Source organism: Paenibacillus sp. BK033, from assembly GCF_004345425.1.
Lineage (GTDB): Bacteria > Bacillota > Bacilli > Paenibacillales > Paenibacillaceae > Pristimantibacillus.
This window is the reverse complement of the sequence record NZ_SLVP01000017.1, coordinates 37,569-52,515: the sequence shown is the minus strand read 5'-3', so window position 1 is coordinate 52,515 and position 14,947 is coordinate 37,569. Positions and strand designations below refer to the sequence as shown.

The window sequence follows — 14,947 nt, the reverse complement described above, 5'->3', positions numbered from 1 at the left end:
TCCTTTTATCCTTGTTTTTGTTTGTGTTTCGGATTTTCACAAATTACCATAACGTTGCCTTTGCGACGAATGACTTTGCATTTTTCGCAAATCGGCTTTACCGAAGGTCTAACCTTCATTGTGAATTACCTCCCGAATCCTTCGAGAGCAAACCGCGAGGCGGCCTACTTCCGATAGGTGATGCGCCCTCTTGATAAATCATAAGGCGATAACTGTATAACCACTTTGTCCCCAGTCAGAATACGGATGAAATGCATTCTGAGCTTACCGGAAACATGTGCGAGAATTTGATGACCGTTCTCCAGCTCCACCTTGAACATGGCATTCGGCAGCGGTTCGATTACCGTACCTTCGACCTCAATGACGTCTTCCTTAGCCACCGTCATTCTCCTTTCGCATGTGCGTACTTCTGAATCACATAACGTAACTTGGCATTGGTCACCCTGCCCGTTTCAAGCAAGCTGCTTGTAACTTCGCTGCTTATAGCGGGTTGTAACTCGAGATGCAGAACGTTCTTTTTCTTCGGTTGATCAAACCTCCGCTTATCGCCATCGACGATCAGTACGAAGCGTTCGTCAACAATTTCAATAATAACAGCATAGCTGTTCTCATCTTTGCCCCGAAGCACCTTAACGATTTGACCGATTTGCGGTTGCTTATCCATAACAGATTACACCGACTGCGGTAGTTTCGTCAAAATTTCGAATCCGTCCTCCGTTACGGCAACCGTGTGCTCGAAGTGAGCGCACCAAGAGCCGTCTTCCGTTACGACCGTCCAATTGTCTTCAAGCGTGCGAACGTAACGTTCGCCGATGTTGACCATAGGTTCGATGCAAAGCACCATTCCTGGCTTAAGACGCGGCCCGCGATCCGGAATGCCGTAATTCGGAATTTGCGGTTCCTCATGGAGGTCCTTGCCAATACCGTGTCCGACAAATTCCCGTACAATCGAAAAGCCCGCCGCTTCGGCAACCTGTTGAACCGCATGCGATATTGTAAATAAACGAACATCTGGGCGGATCAGATTAACCCCTGCGTACAGAGACTCTTCTGTCACCTCAAGCAACCGCTTGACTTCATCCGATACGTTGCCGACTGGATAAGTCCAGGCCGAGTCGCCATGATAGCCTTTGTACTCGGCTCCAATGTCGATGCTTATAATATCGCCTTCGTTCAACTTACGAGGTCCGGGAAAACCGTGTACCAGCTCGTCATTTACAGAAGCGCAAATGCTGGCAGGAAAACCATTGTAACCTTTGAAGGATGGCTCAGCGCCTTGGCTGCGAATGTACGCCTCGGCCAGCTGATCGAGCTCCAGGGTCGTAACCCCGGGCTTTACCGCTTCAGCCATAATCCGGTGCGTCTCCGCTACAATGCGGCCGGCTTCCCTCATATATCGCAGCTCCGAATCGGATTTGCAAATGATCATTACAATGAACCTCGCAAGCAGGAAACAATCTCGGCCGTAACCGTATCGATTTCCTTCTCGCCGTCGACTTCGCGTAGTAGACCTTTACCGTTGTAGTAGTCAAGAAGCGGCGCGGTTTTCGAGATATACTCGTCAAGACGCGTTCCGACTTTCTCTTCCGTGTCATCCGACCGTTGGTACAATTCGCCGCCGCATTTGTCGCAGACGTCTTCTTGTTTCGGTGGGTTGAACATTACGTGGTATGTCGATCCGCAGGCTTTACAAATGCGTCTGCCAGTCAGACGGGCAAGCAGCAAGCCGCGGTCTACCTTCAAATTAACAACATGGTCAATGCTGCGGTTCAGTTCGGTGAGCATAACATCAAGCGCTTCGGCTTGCTGCAGCGTACGCGGAAAACCGTCAAGCAAGAAACCTTTATTGCAATCGTCTTGAGCAAGACGTTCTTTGACAATACCGTTCGTAATCTCATCGGGAACGAGCAAGCCTTGATCGACAAACTCTTTCGCTTTAAGACCGAGCGGAGTCCCCTGTTTCATCGCAAGACGGAATGCATCGCCAGTCGAGATGTGCGGAATGCCAAACTCTTCAACGATACGTTCTGCCTGCGTCCCTTTACCGGCCCCCGGAGGACCCATGAATAAAATGTTCATTCATTCTTCCTCGCTTTAAGCACAATAGGCTCGTGCGGGTTCCGTCCATCGCGCCTGCGACGTTACGGAATCCCGGTCGGAACCTATTGTTATTTATTGATAAACCCTTTGTAATGGCGTTTTATCAACTGGCTCTCAATTTGCTTCATCGTATCAAGCGCAACGCCGATTACGATAAGAAGCGAGGTACCGCCAAGTCTTACCGAAGCAGGCAATCCGGCGATTTCGCCGAACACCACTGGCAACAAGGAGATAACGGCCAGGAAAATCGCACCCGTCAGCGTAATCCGCGACAATACGCGAGTCAAATAAGAGGAAGTTGGTTTGCCAGGACGAATGCCTGGGATGTAACCGCCATTCTTCTTCATCTGATCCGCCATCTGAACCGGATTGATCTGTACGAATGTATAGAAGAACGTGAACCCGATGATCAGCAGAACATACAGTACCATGCCAAGCGGCTGCGTGTACGTCAGGTTATGCATGATCCAATTCGCCCAAGCGGCACCAGACCAGAACTGGGCGATTGTTGCCGGGAACATCAATAACGAAATTGCGAAAATGACCGGAATAACACCTGCGCCGTTCACTTTCATTGGTATGTGAGTCGATTGACCGCCATACATCTTCCGGCCAACTACGCGTTTAGCATATTGAACCGGAATCTTACGGATGCCTTGTTGTACGAAGATTACCCCTACAATAATCAGTACAATCGCCACTGCGATCAGTACAACTTTGCCAATGCTCCAGAACATATTGCCGTCTTGCGACGCGAATTCTGTCGTATAGATCGTACGGATATGCTGCGGAATGCTTGCTGCGATAGCGGCAAAGATCAGAATCGAGATACCGTTGCCGATACCGCGCTCTGTGATTTGCTCGCCAAGCCACATCAGGAATGATACGCCCGCTGTCAAAACGAGAGCGATGAGCAAGTAATCGACAAAATTCGCATTAGGAACCATTTCGTAGTTGTATTGACGATTGAAGCCGATTGCTGTTGCAAAACCTTGCAATAAACCAAGGATTACCGTGCCGTAACGTGTAATCTGCGCGAGCTTTTTCTTCCCGTTCTCGCCTTCCTTCGCCCATTCAGCGAATTTAGGGATAACGTCCATCGATAACAGCTGTACGATGATCGAAGCCGTAATGTAAGGAGCGATACCAATCGCGAAAATGGAGAAGTGGTACAACGCACCGCCGGAGAACGTGTTAAGCAAACCGAACAGATTCACACCGGATTGGTCAACCTGTTTGAATACATCTTTGTCAACGCCTGGCGCCGGAATAAAAGCTCCGATGCGATAAACAAGCAGTATGAAAAGGGTGAAAAGGATCCGCTTGCGCAAATCCGCCACTTTCCAAATGTTGGACACGGTGTTAAACAATTAGATCACCTCGGTTTTACCGCCGGCAGCCTGGATTTTCTCTACCGCAGATTGAGAGAACTTGTTTGCTTTTACAGTCAATTGAACCTTAACTTCGCCATTACCCAAGATCTTAATGCCCGCCAAAGGATTTTTGATGATCCCTTGCTCAAGAAGAACTTCTGGAGTAACTTCGGAACCTGCTGCAAATTTGTTCAGCTCTTCAATGTTAACGATAGCGTACTCAGTGCGGAAACGGTTATTGAAACCGCGTTTCGGCAAACGACGGTACAATGGGTTTTGGCCACCCTCGAAACCAGGGCGTACACCGCCGCCGGAACGAGCGTTTTGACCTTTATGACCCTTACCAGATGTTTTACCGTTACCGGAGCCAATACCGCGACCTTTGCGCTTTGCCACTTGCGTGGAGCCTGGTGCTGGTGCGAGTTCATGCAATTTCATCGTTCTTGCACCTCCTTATTTATTTCTTATAGCAAGCGAGTTGCTTACACTTCTTCTACTTTGATCAAGTGGCTTACGGCATTGATCATGCCGCGAACAGCCGGGCTGTCGTTCAAAACAACGGATTGGTGAATTTTCTTCAAGCCGAAGGATTCAACAGTCGCGCGTTGTTTCTCGTTACGGCCGATCACACTGCGAACGAGGGTGATTTGCAATTTTGCCATCCTATTCCCCTCCTTAACCTAACAGCTCTTCGACAGTTTTTCCACGAAGCTTCGCAACATCTTCCGCGCGCTTCAGGCGGGAAAGACCTTCAAGCGTTGCGTTAACCATGTTCATGGAGTTCGAAGAACCAAGCGATTTCGTCAGGATATCGCCTACACCAGCCAGTTCGAGCACTGCACGAACAGGACCGCCGGCGATAACACCTGTACCTTTGGATGCCGGTTTCAGAAGAACTTCACCTGCACCGAAATGTCCAACTACAAGATGGGGAATTGTTGTTCCTACGAGTGGAACGTGGATCAGGTTTTTCTTAGCGTCTTCGATACCTTTGCGAATCGCATCAGGTACTTCGCCCGCTTTACCGATCCCTGCGCCTACGTAGCCTTTGCCGTCGCCGACAACTACGAGTGCACTAAAGCTGAAACGACGTCCGCCTTTAACAACTTTAGCAACGCGGTTGATGTGGACAACTTTTTCAGTCAGTTCTAACGTATTTGGATCTACACGCAAGTCGATTAACCTCCTTATAAGTAAATTCGACTAGAATTCCAGACCAGCTTCGCGTGCTGCTTCAGCAAGCGCCTGAATTCTGCCATGATACAAGTAACCACCACGGTCAAATACGATTTGGGATACCCCTTTCGCTTGAGCGCGTTTTGCGATCAATTCGCCAACTTTGCGAGCTGCTTCAACGCTGCCGCCGTTGCCGATAGCTTCTGCCAGTTCTTTATCCACTGTGGATGCGGATGCAAGCGTTACGCCTTGTACGTCATCGATCAGTTGAGCATAGATATGCTTCGACGAACGGAATACAGAGAGACGTGGACGAGCTACCGTTCCGTTGATTTTTTTACGAACACGCAAGTGTCTTTTCAGACGAGCCTTGTTTTTATCGCCTTTCGTAATCATTCAAGGTTCACTCCTTTCCTTCTGCCTTATACCGCTATTTTAAGCAGCCCAATCAGACTGCTTATTTCTTCTTACCAGCTTTACCTTCTTTGCGGATGATGCGTTCGCCTTCGTACTTGATACCTTTGCCTTTGTAAGGCTCTGGCTCACGAACGGAGCGGATTTGAGCAGCAACAGCGCCTACGCGCTCTTTGTCGATACCACGAACAGTGATTTTCGTATTCGATGGTACTTCGAACTCAATGCCAGCCTCGGGAACAATCTCCACTGGGTGGGAATAACCAACGTTAAGAACGATCTTATCGCCAGTTTTATTCGCACGGTAACCTACGCCTACCAGCTCAAGGTTTCTGGAGAAACCTTCGGTAACACCGCTCACCATGTTAGCGATGATGCTGCGAGTTGTGCCGTGCAAAGAACGATGCAATTTATTGTCAGAAGGACGTTCGACTACGATCTCGTTCTCAGCGATGTTCACTTTCATGTCTTTGTGAATTTCACGAGTAAGGGATCCTTTCGGTCCTTTTACAGTAATAACCGAGTTCTCCAAGTTAATGTTAACGCCGTTAGGCACTTGGATCGGTTTGCGACCAATACGGGACATTGTTACACCTCCAATCTTGTGACTAGTTAATTACCAAACGTAGCAAACGACTTCGCCGCCTGCTTTGCCTTGGCGTGCTTCTTTATCGGTCATAACCCCTTTGGATGTGGAAATGATAGCAATTCCCAGACCACCCAAAACGCGAGGGATTTCAGTCGATTTCGTGTAAACGCGCAGACCTGGTTTAGAAATACGTTTCAGACCAGTGATAACGCGCTCTTGGTTAGGGCCGTATTTCAAGAAAATACGGATAATCCCTTGTTTGTTGTCTTCGATATATTCAGCATCGCGGATGAAGCCCTCGCGTTTCAGAATTTCTGCGATTTGCTTCTTAACTTTCGAAGCGGGCAATTCCACGGTTTCGTGACGAACGACATTCGCGTTGCGAATACGTGTCAGCATATCTGCAATCGGATCAGACATAACCATTTGTGTTAACCTCCTTCCCGAACTAGGCTGATTACCAGCTTGCTTTTTTAACGCCAGGAATCTGGCCTTTGTATGCTAATTCGCGGAAACAAATCCGGCAAATTTTAAACTTTTGCAAAACAGAGTGCGGACGGCCGCAACGTTCACAGCGCGTATAGGCACGCACTTGAAATTTCGGTGTACGTTGTTGCTTCACTTTCATCGAAGTTTTTGCCACTTGGTATTACACCTCCTAGAAGTGGATTACTTCGCAAACGGCATGCCCATTTGGGTAAGCAGTTCACGAGATTCTTCGTCCGTTTTTGCCGTCGTGACGATGACGATGTCCATACCACGAACTTTATCAACTTTATCATACTCGATCTCTGGGAAGATGAGTTGCTCTTTCAGGCCAAGCGTGTAGTTACCGCGACCGTCGAATGCTTTCGTCGATACACCGCGGAAGTCACGTACGCGTGGAAGTGAGATGTTGAACAGCTTGTCAAGGAAGTAGTACATGCGCTCGCCGCGCAGTGTTACTTTAACCCCGATTGGCATGTTCTCACGAAGCTTAAAGCCCGCGATGGACTTCTTCGCACGAGTTACTACCGGCTTTTGACCGGAGATTTGACGAAGCTCGTCGACAGCGACATCAAGCACTTTGGAGTTAGCAACCGCTTCGCCAACACCCATGTTGATGACAACTTTCTCGATCTTCGGCACTTGCATTACAGTCGTATAGTTAAACTTCTGCATCAATGCAGGCGTAATTTCGTTAAGAAATTTATCTTTCAATCTTGCTGCCATTTTTTATGGACCTCCTTTCCTACAGTAACGATTAGTCGATCACTTCGCCGGAACGTTTTGCGACCCGGACTTTTTTGCCGTTGTCCAGCACTTTGTATCCGATACGAGTAACTTTACCGCTCTTCGGATCAATGTGCATCACGTTGGAAACGTGAATTGGAGCTTCTTGCTCGATAATTCCGCCTTGTGGGTTCACTTGGGACGGACGAGTGTGCTTTTTAACAAAGTTCACGCCTTCTACGAGTACGCGGTTCTCACGCGGATACGCAGCGATTACACGGCCTTTTTTGCCTTTGTCCTTACCGGAGATGACGATAACCGTGTCGTCCTTTTTAACGTGCAGCTTGTTGTTGTGCGATTCAAGAATCTTTTTCAGTCTTGGCATTGATTACACCTCCTGCTCACTAAGCTTTCAGGCTATATCGCGATCCCTGTTAAACCAGGGCACTTGTCTTAGATAACCTCTGGTGCAAGCGATACGATTTTCATGAAATCTTTATCGCGAAGCTCACGGGCAACAGGTCCAAAAATACGAGTACCGCGCGGGCTCTTATCTTCTTTAACGATTACAGCTGCGTTCTCATCGAATGCGATGTAAGAACCGTCTTTACGACGAACTGCACGCTTCGTACGAACGATAACAGCTTTAACAACGTCACCTTTTTTGACAACGCCGCCTGGTGTTGCTTGTTTTACAGAGCACACAATCAGGTCACCGATTGCGCCTACGCGACGGCCAGTACCGCCAAGAACACGAATACACATCAGTTCTTTAGCTCCGGAGTTGTCAGCAACACGCAAACGAGTAAATGGTTGAATCATCTCAACGTCCTCCTTCCGGGAAAATGCTCATTCACTGATTATAACATCTTAAAGGACAACTGCCACTTCAACAACTTCTACCAGTCTGAAGCGTTTGTCTTTCGAAAGTGGACGAGTCTCCATGATTTTCACGATATCGCCAATTTTCGCTTGATTGTTCTCATCATGCGCTTTGAACTTTTTCGTGTATTTGATGCGTTTATGGTACAGATCGTGTTTTTTGTATGTTTCAACAGCAACTACGATTGTTTTGTCCATTTTATCGCTAACGACTTTACCGATTTGAACTTTGCGGGCATTACGTTCGCTCATGTTCTTCCTCCTTCCTTAAACCTTGGTAACCCTAAGTCAAGAGTCAAGGACAGCTAAATTAGCTGCTGATACCGAGTTGTCTTTCATGCAAAATGGTTTTAGCGCGAGCGATATTCTTACGCACGTCACGAATACGTGTCGGGCTTTCCAGTTGGCCAGTAGCCAGTTGGAAACGAAGGTTGAAAAGCTCTTCTTTAAAACCAGCGATTTTTTGTTCAATCTCAGCAGAGGTTAGGTTGCGAAATTCACTAGCTTTCATTTGCTTCACCACCTACTTCTTCGCGTTTCACGAACTTCGTTTTGATCGGCAGTTTGTGGGACGCGAGGCGCATCGCTTCACGAGCGACTTCTTCGGAAACACCAGCCAGTTCGAACATGATCTTGCCTGGTTTCACGACTGCAACCCATTTCTCAACGTTACCTTTACCGCTACCCATCCGAACTTCGAGAGGCTTTTGAGTGATCGGTTTATGAGGGAAGATTTTAATCCACACTTTACCGCCACGTTTGATATAACGAGTCATTGCGATACGAGCCGCTTCAATTTGACGGTTCGTAATCCAAGTTGGTTCAAGAGCTTGCAAGCCGTATTCGCCGAAAGCTACTTCAGTGCCGCCTTTAGCGCGACCTCTCATATTTCCGCGTTGTTGCTTACGGTGTTTGACACGTTTAGGTACCAACATGATTAGTTGCCTCCTTCCTGGGGAGCTTTCTTCTTAGCTGGAAGGACTTCGCCGCGATAGATCCATACTTTTACGCCGATACGGCCGTAAGTTGTATGTGCTTCAGCTGTGCCGTAGTCGATGTCTGCGCGCAGTGTATGAAGCGGTACTGTACCTTCGCTGTAGCCTTCCGAACGAGCAATTTCAGCACCGCCGAGACGACCGCTGACAGCAGTCTTAATCCCTTTAGCGCCTGCACGCATCGAACGTTGGATCGCTTGTTTCAAAGCACGACGGAAAGAAACACGACGCTCCAGTTGTTGCGCGATGCTTTCAGCTACAAGAATAGCGTCCAGATCTGCTTGTTTGATTTCGGAAATGTTAATGTGAACTTTTTTGCCTTTAGTGATTTTGCCAAGCTCCGTACGAAGGCTTTCTACTTCAGAACCGCCTTTGCCGATAACCATGCCTGGCTTAGCAGTGTTAATCGTTACGTTAACGCGGTTAGCCGCGCGCTCGATCTCGATGTGGGATACTGCTGCATCCTTCAGTTTGTTCTTCAGGTATTCACGAATTTTCACGTCTTCCAACAGAAGATCGCCGAAGTCTTTGCCAGCGTACCATTTGGATTCCCAATCACGGATAATCCCGATACGAAGACCGACCGGATTTACCTTTTGACCCACACGTTATCCCTCCTTATTTTTCAGATACAACCAATGTGATGTGGCTGGTTCTTTTGTTGATCCGGCTTGCGCGTCCCATTGCACGAGGGCGGAAACGTTTCATTGTCGGACCTTGGTTCACGAATGCTTGCGTGATAACCAGTTTGTTCACGTCCAATTGGTAGTTATGCTCAGCGTTAGCAATAGCAGAGTTCAGCAACTTCTCCAGGATTGGGGAAGCAGATTTCGGTGTATGACGCAAAATCGCGATCGCTTCACCTACTTGCTTGCCACGGATCAAGTCCGCAACCAGCTGCGCTTTACGAGGAGCAATGCGTACGAAATTAGCGTGCGCTTTAGCTTCTGGCATGGATGAACCTCCTCTCATACATTAAAAAATAATTCAGGCAGATTATCTCTTACCTGTTTTCTTGTCATCGTCATGGCCTTTGTAGGTACGAGTCGGTGCAAACTCACCGAACTTGTGTCCAACCATATCTTCCGTTACATAAACCGGTACATGCTTGCGGCCGTCATAGACTGCAATGGTGTGACCGATGAATTGTGGGAAAATTGTCGAGCGACGGGACCAAGTCTTGATCACGACTTTCTTGTTCGTTTCGTTCAATTCCTCGACCTTTTTGAGCAGGTGGCCGTCGATAAACGGACCTTTTTTCAAACTGCGACCCATTTGGAGTCCTCCCTTCGCGGAAACGTAGCGCGACCATCGGTCACGCAGCTTGCAACCAAGCGATTATTACTTCGTACGACGACGAATAATATATTGGCTCGATGCTTTTTTCTTCTTGCGTGTTTTGAAACCAAGAGTCGGTTTGCCCCAAGGAGACATAGGGGATTTACGACCGATTGGAGCACGGCCTTCACCACCACCGTGTGGGTGATCGTTCGGGTTCATTACTACGCCGCGAACTTCAGGACGTTTGCCCATCCAACGGGAACGGCCGGCTTTACCGATTTTCACGAGTTCGTGATCTTCGTTGCCAACGGAACCGATTGTTGCACGGCAAGTGCTCAGAATACGACGAACTTCGCCGGAGGACAGACGGATCGATACATAGTCGCCTTCTTTACCAAGAAGTTGAGCTTCTGTACCAGCCGCGCGAACCAATTGTCCGCCTTTGCCTGGTTTCAGTTCGATGTTGTGGATAACTGTACCCACTGGAATGTTGATAAGTGGCAAAGCGTTACCGATTTTGATGTCAGCATCAGGACCGGAAACAACTTGATCGCCGACTTTCAGACCTTTAGGTGCGATGATGTAAGCTTTCTCACCATCAACGTAGTGAATCAGAGCGATGTTGGAAGTACGGTTTGGATCGTACTCGACCGAAGCAACTTTACCTACAACACCATCTTTTGTACGTTTGAAGTCGATGATACGGTATTTACGTTTATGTCCGCCGCCATGGTGACGAACTGTAATTTTACCTTGGTTATTACGACCAGCTTTTTTGAAAAGCGGAGCAAGCAAGGATTTCTCCGGTGTGCTTGTTGTGATCTCTTCAAAAGTCGAAACGGACATGTTACGACGAGCCGGGGAAGTCGGTTTATACTTTTTGATTGGCACTTTGTTTCCCTCCTTTTCTATACAGACGTTTCAAAGAACTCAAGCTCTTTGCTGTCAGCGCTCAGCTGAACGATTGCTTTTTTCCAATCAGGACGGTAGCCGTTGTACTTGCCGTAACGCTTCGGCTTACCTGCAACACGCATTGTATTAACGCTCGTTACTTTTACTTTAAAGATTTGCTCGATAGCATCTTTAATTTCGGTTTTGTTCGCACGAAGGTCAACTTCGAACACGTAGCGTTTAACCGCCATGAAGTCGCTAGTGCGCTCCGTAATAACAGGGCGTTTGATAATATCGCGAGGATTTTTCATTATGCAAACACCTCCTGTACTTTCTCTACCGCTTCTTTCGTGATGATGAGCTTGTCATGCACTAATACGTCCAGAACATTAATGCCGTCAGCAGCGACGAATTTCACGCCTGGGATATTGCGAGCGGACAATGCTACATTGTCATCATAAGCTGGCAAAACAACAAGCGCTTTGCGATCAGCTTTCAGGTTGTTCAAGATTGCTGCGAATTCCTTCGTTTTAGGAGCCGCGAATGCTAATTGATCAAGAACGACGATCTCGTTAGCGATCACTTTGGAAGACAATGCGGATTTAATCGCCAGACGGCGAACCTTCTTAGGAAGTTTAAAGCCATAAGAGCGCGGAGTCGGTCCAAATACTGTACCGCCGCCAACCCATTGTGGCGAACGAATGCTACCTTGACGAGCACGGCCAGTACCTTTTTGTTTCCAAGGCTTACGACCGCCGCCGCGTACTTCGGAGCGTCCTTTTGTTTTGTGCGTGCCTGCACGCTCAGCAGCTTGCTGAAGCAGTACAGCGCTATGCAGAACATGAGAGTTAGGCTCGATACCGAATACGCTGTCCGCCAATTCGATTTCACCAACTTCAGAGCCACTCACGTTAAATACTGTAACTTTAGGCATTTCTTGTTCCTCCTTTCTTGTAAGCAATTAGTTCTTAACTGTTTGTTTTACTTTTACGAAACCGTTTTTAGGACCTGGAATGGAGCCTTTAACAAGGATCACATTGCGCTCAGCGTCTACACGGATAATTTCGAGTTTTTGAATCGTAACTGTCTCATGGCCCATGTGACCAGGAAGGTGTTTGCCTTTTGGTACGCGGTTCGCTTGAATCGAACCCATGGAACCAGGACCACGATGGTAACGGGAACCGTGAGCCATAGGACCCGTGCTTTGTCCCCAACGTTTGATAACGCCGGCGAAGCCTTTACCTTTCGAAATACCTGTTACGTCAACAAACTCGCCCTCTGCGAACAAATCAGCCTTCACTTCTTGGCCAACTTCATATTCGCCCAAGTTAATTCCGCGAATTTCACGAACGTAGCGCTTAGGAGCTGCATTAGCTTTCTTTGCGTGGCCGATTTCCGGCTTGATCGCTCTAGCTTCTTTCTTATCGGAGAAACCGAGTTGTACGGCTTCATAACCATCGTTCTCTTGATCTTTCTTCTGGAGAACTACACAAGGACCAGCTTCGATAACCGTTACAGGAACGACGTTACCTTCAGCGGTAAACACTTGCGTCATACCAAGTTTTTTCCCTAAGATACCTTTCATGTTGACACCTCTTTTCCTTTCAATGATCAGTTATGCTTATTACAGTTTGATTTCGATATCTACACCGGATGGTAAATCCAGGCGCATCAACGCATCAACCGTTTGCGGCGTTGGGTTAACAATATCGATCAAGCGTTTATGTGTACGCATTTCGAATTGCTCCCGGGAATCCTTGTACTTGTGCACCGCACGGAGAATTGTGATGACTTGCTTTTCCGTAGGAAGCGGAATCGGCCCGGATACGCCTGCACCGGAACGTTTTGCTGTTTCCACGATTTTCTCAGCGGATTGATCAAGAATTCTGTGATCGTATGCTTTCAAGCGAATACGAATCTTTTGCTTTGCCATATAAGTCCCTCCTTCTATCGCCCAATTTATTATCGGACATACTCCGTGAGAAAACCCGGCACATGCCCCATGGCAAAGGGGCCGGGTGTGTCGGCAACCTCTCACATCATCGCAACGTCACAGACCAACAGTCAATATTATACCGAAACAGCTGGGCAAATGCAAGGGAAAAGTTATCTCTTTTCCTATCTTTACTCAGCTTGGCGCAACAACGATTTATGTTCGACTTTCCCGCGTCCGCCGCCTTGGACGAACCGTGTTTTCCACTTCGCCTATATTACACGATTATGTACAAACTCTCAAATCCATTTTTGACCTAATAAATAGCTTCTATATATTTGACCTAATAAATAGCTTCTATATAATAGAAGAAACGCAACAGCGAAATTCGCCATTGCGTCTCTTGAAAGAACGATTAGCCAAGGACGACACGGTCGTCGGCCATTTTTTTGCCGCTGATCTGTTCGAACTCGCCAAGCAGACGTTCTACCGTCAGATCTTTTTTCCTGTCTTCGTTAACCTCAAGAATGATTCTGCCTTTATCCATCATGATGAGCCGGTTGCCGAGACGGATCGCCTGTTCCATGTTGTGAGTCACCATCAAGGTTGTCAGGTTCATCTCGCGCACAAGCGTTTCGGTTAATGTCGTGATGAGCTCCGCACGTGCCGGGTCAAGAGCAGCCGTATGCTCGTCGAGCAAAAGAATCTGCGGTTTCGTAAAGGTAGCCATCAGAAGGCTAAGCGCCTGACGTTCACCGCCGGACAAGAGGCCAACCTTGGCGCTTAAGCGATTCTCGAGTCCGATACCGAGACGAGAAAGCTGCTCCCGGAAAATAGCGCGCCGTCCACGGTTGATGCTAAGCGAGAAACCGCGCTGCTTCCCGCGTGTATAGGCCATCGCCAGATTCTCCTCAATGGACATCCGTGGCGCGGTACCGGCCATAGGATCCTGGAACACGCGGCCAATCCATTTGCTTCTGCGGAATTCCGGCAGATTGCTAATATTTTTGCCCTCGATTCGGACCTCTCCTGTGTCGGGCTTCATTACGCCTGAAATGATATTCATCAGTGTCGACTTGCCCGCGCCATTACTGCCGATAACCGTAATGAAATCTCCCGGCTTCATCGCCAGGTTCGTATTCACGAGTGCCGTCTTTTCATCTAATGTCCCCGGGTTAAAAAGCTTTGATACCTTGGATATTTCCAGCATCAGCGTCCGCCCCCCTTTTGTTCAACGCTATTCAAAAGAGACGCTGTGCGTTTTTGGGCCAATCTCTTTTGTTTCCACGATTTCTGCAAAGACGGGAAGACAAGCGCGATAATGACGATAACCGCTGTGATCAGTTTAAGATCGGATGCTTCGAAGAAATCGCTTTGATAAGCAAGGCCGATAATAATGCGGTAGACAATCGAGCCTAGCACAACGGCCAGCGTCGCCCGGAATACGGTTTTTGCTCCAAACAGAGCTTCACCGATAATAACCGATGCGAGACCGATAACGATCATCCCGACACCCATCGTAATATCGGCGAATCCGCTTTGCTGGGCTACGAAAGAACCCGACAATGCAACCAAACCGTTCGATAAAGCAATGCCCATAATCTTTGTCGTGTCTGTATTGGTGCCAAAGCTGCGGATCATCCGCTCGTTGTCGCCTGTTGCGCGAAGACTCAAACCAAGATCCGTCTTGAAGAACAAATCAAGCAGTACCTTAATAATAACAACGACAATCGGCATAAGCACAAGTACCTTGACTCCCGAAAAAACAGTCGAGATATCCGATCCCATAAGTCCGATGTTCGGCTTGCCCATAATCCGCATGTTGACGGAATAGAGCGCGATCATCATTAGAATACCGGATAACAATCCGTTGATTTTGCCTTTCGTGTGCAGCAAGCCTGTAATCGCACCTGCGGCAGCTCCGGCGCCAAATGCCGCAAGGCATGCGAGCCATGGCGAAGTGCCGTTCGTTATGAGAACTGCTGCTACCCCTGCTCCGGTTGTAAAGCTTGCGTCAACCGTGAGATCGGGAAAATCAAGGATGCGAAATGTAATATAGACGCCTAGAGCCATTAAGGAATAAAGCAAACCTAGCTCAAAA

At 48.0% G+C, this 14,947-nt stretch carries 29 protein-coding genes; all 29 read right to left on the bottom strand.

Annotated elements, in window-relative coordinates:
* Window positions 1-5: 5 nt before the first annotated feature.
* The gene (gene rpmJ, locus EV294_RS29065; RefSeq protein WP_003333770.1) at window positions 6-119 is read right to left on the bottom strand and encodes a 50S ribosomal protein L36; all 114 of its coding nucleotides are present in this window, start codon (window positions 117-119) and stop codon (window positions 6-8) included.
* Between the two features lie 45 nt (window positions 120-164).
* Entirely contained in the window at window positions 165-380 is a 216-nt protein-coding gene (gene infA, locus EV294_RS29060) for a translation initiation factor IF-1 (protein WP_015847200.1), read from the bottom strand.
* A 2-nt stretch (window positions 381-382) separates the two neighbouring features.
* Window positions 383-664: a KOW domain-containing RNA-binding protein gene (locus EV294_RS29055; RefSeq protein ID WP_015847201.1), complete on the bottom strand. Its 282-nt coding sequence runs from the start codon at window positions 662-664 to the stop codon at window positions 383-385.
* Window positions 665-670: 6 nt separating this feature from the next.
* On the bottom strand, window positions 671-1,429 hold the full coding sequence (gene map / locus EV294_RS29050; RefSeq protein ID WP_132313342.1) for a type I methionyl aminopeptidase: 759 nt from the start codon (window positions 1,427-1,429) through the stop codon (window positions 671-673).
* On the bottom strand, window positions 1,429-2,079 hold the full coding sequence (locus EV294_RS29045) for an adenylate kinase (protein WP_132313340.1): 651 nt from the start codon (window positions 2,077-2,079) through the stop codon (window positions 1,429-1,431). The genes map and EV294_RS29045 overlap by 1 nt, the downstream gene beginning before the upstream one ends.
* 89 nt (window positions 2,080-2,168) lie before the next feature.
* On the bottom strand, window positions 2,169-3,470 hold the full coding sequence (gene secY / locus EV294_RS29040; protein ID WP_132313338.1) for a preprotein translocase subunit SecY: 1,302 nt from the start codon (window positions 3,468-3,470) through the stop codon (window positions 2,169-2,171).
* Window positions 3,471-3,911 (bottom strand): 50S ribosomal protein L15, encoded by a 441-nt coding sequence (rplO, locus tag EV294_RS29035; RefSeq protein ID WP_015847205.1) that lies wholly within the window; start codon window positions 3,909-3,911, stop codon window positions 3,471-3,473.
* 44 nt (window positions 3,912-3,955) lie between these two features.
* Window positions 3,956-4,135 (bottom strand): 50S ribosomal protein L30, encoded by a 180-nt coding sequence (rpmD, locus tag EV294_RS29030; protein WP_015847206.1) that lies wholly within the window; start codon window positions 4,133-4,135, stop codon window positions 3,956-3,958.
* Window positions 4,136-4,148: 13 nt separating this feature from the next.
* Complete coding sequence (gene rpsE / locus EV294_RS29025; RefSeq protein ID WP_015847207.1) at window positions 4,149-4,646, bottom strand: 30S ribosomal protein S5; 498 nt, start codon at window positions 4,644-4,646, stop codon at window positions 4,149-4,151.
* Between the two features lie 30 nt (window positions 4,647-4,676).
* The gene (gene rplR / locus EV294_RS29020; RefSeq protein WP_132313336.1) at window positions 4,677-5,045 is read right to left on the bottom strand and encodes a 50S ribosomal protein L18; all 369 of its coding nucleotides are present in this window, start codon (window positions 5,043-5,045) and stop codon (window positions 4,677-4,679) included.
* Between the two features lie 61 nt (window positions 5,046-5,106).
* Window positions 5,107-5,649, bottom strand: coding sequence for a 50S ribosomal protein L6 (gene rplF / locus EV294_RS29015; RefSeq protein WP_132313334.1), 543 nt, complete (start codon window positions 5,647-5,649; stop codon window positions 5,107-5,109).
* A gap of 30 nt (window positions 5,650-5,679) precedes the next feature.
* Window positions 5,680-6,078: a 30S ribosomal protein S8 gene (gene rpsH, locus EV294_RS29010; protein ID WP_015847210.1), complete on the bottom strand. Its 399-nt coding sequence runs from the start codon at window positions 6,076-6,078 to the stop codon at window positions 5,680-5,682.
* A 31-nt stretch (window positions 6,079-6,109) separates the two neighbouring features.
* A complete protein-coding gene (locus EV294_RS29005) occupies window positions 6,110-6,295 on the bottom strand; it encodes a type Z 30S ribosomal protein S14 (RefSeq protein WP_015847211.1) in 186 nt (61 codons plus the stop codon).
* Window positions 6,296-6,321: 26 nt separating this feature from the next.
* Window positions 6,322-6,864, bottom strand: coding sequence for a 50S ribosomal protein L5 (gene rplE, locus EV294_RS29000; RefSeq protein ID WP_091190722.1), 543 nt, complete (start codon window positions 6,862-6,864; stop codon window positions 6,322-6,324).
* A 31-nt stretch (window positions 6,865-6,895) separates the two neighbouring features.
* Complete coding sequence (gene rplX / locus EV294_RS28995) at window positions 6,896-7,249, bottom strand: 50S ribosomal protein L24 (protein WP_208403667.1); 354 nt, start codon at window positions 7,247-7,249, stop codon at window positions 6,896-6,898.
* Between the two features lie 68 nt (window positions 7,250-7,317).
* Entirely contained in the window at window positions 7,318-7,686 is a 369-nt protein-coding gene (gene rplN, locus EV294_RS28990) for a 50S ribosomal protein L14 (RefSeq protein ID WP_015847214.1), read from the bottom strand.
* Window positions 7,687-7,734: 48 nt separating this feature from the next.
* A complete protein-coding gene (gene rpsQ, locus EV294_RS28985; RefSeq protein WP_015847215.1) occupies window positions 7,735-7,998 on the bottom strand; it encodes a 30S ribosomal protein S17 in 264 nt (87 codons plus the stop codon).
* A gap of 58 nt (window positions 7,999-8,056) precedes the next feature.
* Window positions 8,057-8,257, bottom strand: a complete 201-nt coding sequence (rpmC, locus tag EV294_RS28980; RefSeq protein ID WP_091190718.1) for a 50S ribosomal protein L29 — start codon at window positions 8,255-8,257, stop codon at window positions 8,057-8,059.
* Window positions 8,247-8,681 carry a 50S ribosomal protein L16 gene (gene rplP, locus EV294_RS28975; protein WP_015847217.1) on the bottom strand — a complete coding sequence of 145 codons (435 nt, stop codon included), beginning with the start codon at window positions 8,679-8,681 and terminating at the stop codon, window positions 8,247-8,249. The genes rpmC and rplP overlap by 11 nt, the downstream gene beginning before the upstream one ends.
* 2 nt (window positions 8,682-8,683) lie before the next feature.
* The gene (gene rpsC, locus EV294_RS28970) at window positions 8,684-9,346 is read right to left on the bottom strand and encodes a 30S ribosomal protein S3 (protein ID WP_015847218.1); all 663 of its coding nucleotides are present in this window, start codon (window positions 9,344-9,346) and stop codon (window positions 8,684-8,686) included.
* A gap of 13 nt (window positions 9,347-9,359) precedes the next feature.
* Complete coding sequence (rplV, locus tag EV294_RS28965; protein ID WP_015847219.1) at window positions 9,360-9,695, bottom strand: 50S ribosomal protein L22; 336 nt, start codon at window positions 9,693-9,695, stop codon at window positions 9,360-9,362.
* Between the two features lie 42 nt (window positions 9,696-9,737).
* On the bottom strand, window positions 9,738-10,016 hold the full coding sequence (gene rpsS / locus EV294_RS28960) for a 30S ribosomal protein S19 (RefSeq protein WP_127497498.1): 279 nt from the start codon (window positions 10,014-10,016) through the stop codon (window positions 9,738-9,740).
* 66 nt (window positions 10,017-10,082) lie between these two features.
* On the bottom strand, window positions 10,083-10,913 hold the full coding sequence (gene rplB, locus EV294_RS28955) for a 50S ribosomal protein L2 (RefSeq protein ID WP_132313332.1): 831 nt from the start codon (window positions 10,911-10,913) through the stop codon (window positions 10,083-10,085).
* A gap of 17 nt (window positions 10,914-10,930) precedes the next feature.
* Window positions 10,931-11,224, bottom strand: coding sequence for a 50S ribosomal protein L23 (gene rplW / locus EV294_RS28950; RefSeq protein ID WP_127497493.1), 294 nt, complete (start codon window positions 11,222-11,224; stop codon window positions 10,931-10,933).
* Complete coding sequence (rplD, locus tag EV294_RS28945; protein WP_132313330.1) at window positions 11,224-11,847, bottom strand: 50S ribosomal protein L4; 624 nt, start codon at window positions 11,845-11,847, stop codon at window positions 11,224-11,226. Before rplD ends, rplW begins: the two co-directional genes overlap by 1 nt.
* A gap of 27 nt (window positions 11,848-11,874) precedes the next feature.
* A complete protein-coding gene (gene rplC / locus EV294_RS28940) occupies window positions 11,875-12,498 on the bottom strand; it encodes a 50S ribosomal protein L3 (RefSeq protein WP_132313328.1) in 624 nt (207 codons plus the stop codon).
* A gap of 39 nt (window positions 12,499-12,537) precedes the next feature.
* Window positions 12,538-12,846, bottom strand: coding sequence for a 30S ribosomal protein S10 (gene rpsJ, locus EV294_RS28935; protein WP_006676490.1), 309 nt, complete (start codon window positions 12,844-12,846; stop codon window positions 12,538-12,540).
* Between the two features lie 415 nt (window positions 12,847-13,261).
* Window positions 13,262-14,056, bottom strand: a complete 795-nt coding sequence (locus tag EV294_RS28930; protein ID WP_015847225.1) for an ABC transporter ATP-binding protein — start codon at window positions 14,054-14,056, stop codon at window positions 13,262-13,264.
* Window positions 14,056-14,919 (bottom strand): ABC transporter permease, encoded by an 864-nt coding sequence (locus tag EV294_RS28925; RefSeq protein WP_208403675.1) that lies wholly within the window; start codon window positions 14,917-14,919, stop codon window positions 14,056-14,058. Before EV294_RS28925 ends, EV294_RS28930 begins: the two co-directional genes overlap by 1 nt.
* Window positions 14,920-14,947: the final 28 nt, after the last annotated feature.

What these genes read in the sequence shown, in the direction of transcription:
- rpsQ (WP_015847215.1), bottom strand. Translation starts at nt 7,998, where the DNA reads ATGAGCGAACGTAATGCCCGCAAAGTTCAAATCGGTAAAGTCGTTAGC.
- rpsH (WP_015847210.1), bottom strand. Translation starts at nt 6,078, where the DNA reads ATGGTTATGTCTGATCCGATTGCAGATATGCTGACACGTATTCGCAAC.
- rpsS (WP_127497498.1), bottom strand. Translation starts at nt 10,016, where the DNA reads ATGGGTCGCAGTTTGAAAAAAGGTCCGTTTATCGACGGCCACCTGCTC.
- EV294_RS28930 (WP_015847225.1), bottom strand. Translation starts at nt 14,056, where the DNA reads ATGCTGGAAATATCCAAGGTATCAAAGCTTTTTAACCCGGGGACATTA.
- rplN (WP_015847214.1), bottom strand. Translation starts at nt 7,686, where the DNA reads ATGATTCAACCATTTACTCGTTTGCGTGTTGCTGACAACTCCGGAGCT.
- EV294_RS29045 (WP_132313340.1), bottom strand. Translation starts at nt 2,079, where the DNA reads ATGAACATTTTATTCATGGGTCCTCCGGGGGCCGGTAAAGGGACGCAG.
- rpsJ (WP_006676490.1), bottom strand. Translation starts at nt 12,846, where the DNA reads ATGGCAAAGCAAAAGATTCGTATTCGCTTGAAAGCATACGATCACAGA.
- map (WP_132313342.1), bottom strand. Translation starts at nt 1,429, where the DNA reads ATGATCATTTGCAAATCCGATTCGGAGCTGCGATATATGAGGGAAGCC.
- rplC (WP_132313328.1), bottom strand. Translation starts at nt 12,498, where the DNA reads ATGAAAGGTATCTTAGGGAAAAAACTTGGTATGACGCAAGTGTTTACC.
- rplV (WP_015847219.1), bottom strand. Translation starts at nt 9,695, where the DNA reads ATGCCAGAAGCTAAAGCGCACGCTAATTTCGTACGCATTGCTCCTCGT.
- rpmD (WP_015847206.1), bottom strand. Translation starts at nt 4,135, where the DNA reads ATGGCAAAATTGCAAATCACCCTCGTTCGCAGTGTGATCGGCCGTAAC.
- rpmJ (WP_003333770.1), bottom strand. Translation starts at nt 119, where the DNA reads ATGAAGGTTAGACCTTCGGTAAAGCCGATTTGCGAAAAATGCAAAGTC.
- EV294_RS29055 (WP_015847201.1), bottom strand. Translation starts at nt 664, where the DNA reads ATGGATAAGCAACCGCAAATCGGTCAAATCGTTAAGGTGCTTCGGGGC.
- EV294_RS28925 (WP_208403675.1), bottom strand. Translation starts at nt 14,919, where the DNA reads ATGGCTCTAGGCGTCTATATTACATTTCGCATCCTTGATTTTCCCGAT.
- rplE (WP_091190722.1), bottom strand. Translation starts at nt 6,864, where the DNA reads ATGGCAGCAAGATTGAAAGATAAATTTCTTAACGAAATTACGCCTGCA.
- rplO (WP_015847205.1), bottom strand. Translation starts at nt 3,911, where the DNA reads ATGAAATTGCATGAACTCGCACCAGCACCAGGCTCCACGCAAGTGGCA.
- rplP (WP_015847217.1), bottom strand. Translation starts at nt 8,681, where the DNA reads ATGTTGGTACCTAAACGTGTCAAACACCGTAAGCAACAACGCGGAAAT.
- rplW (WP_127497493.1), bottom strand. Translation starts at nt 11,224, where the DNA reads ATGAAAAATCCTCGCGATATTATCAAACGCCCTGTTATTACGGAGCGC.
- rplD (WP_132313330.1), bottom strand. Translation starts at nt 11,847, where the DNA reads ATGCCTAAAGTTACAGTATTTAACGTGAGTGGCTCTGAAGTTGGTGAA.
- rplF (WP_132313334.1), bottom strand. Translation starts at nt 5,649, where the DNA reads ATGTCCCGTATTGGTCGCAAACCGATCCAAGTGCCTAACGGCGTTAAC.
- rplX (WP_208403667.1), bottom strand. Translation starts at nt 7,249, where the DNA reads ATGCCAAGACTGAAAAAGATTCTTGAATCGCACAACAACAAGCTGCAC.
- rplR (WP_132313336.1), bottom strand. Translation starts at nt 5,045, where the DNA reads ATGATTACGAAAGGCGATAAAAACAAGGCTCGTCTGAAAAGACACTTG.
- rpmC (WP_091190718.1), bottom strand. Translation starts at nt 8,257, where the DNA reads ATGAAAGCTAGTGAATTTCGCAACCTAACCTCTGCTGAGATTGAACAA.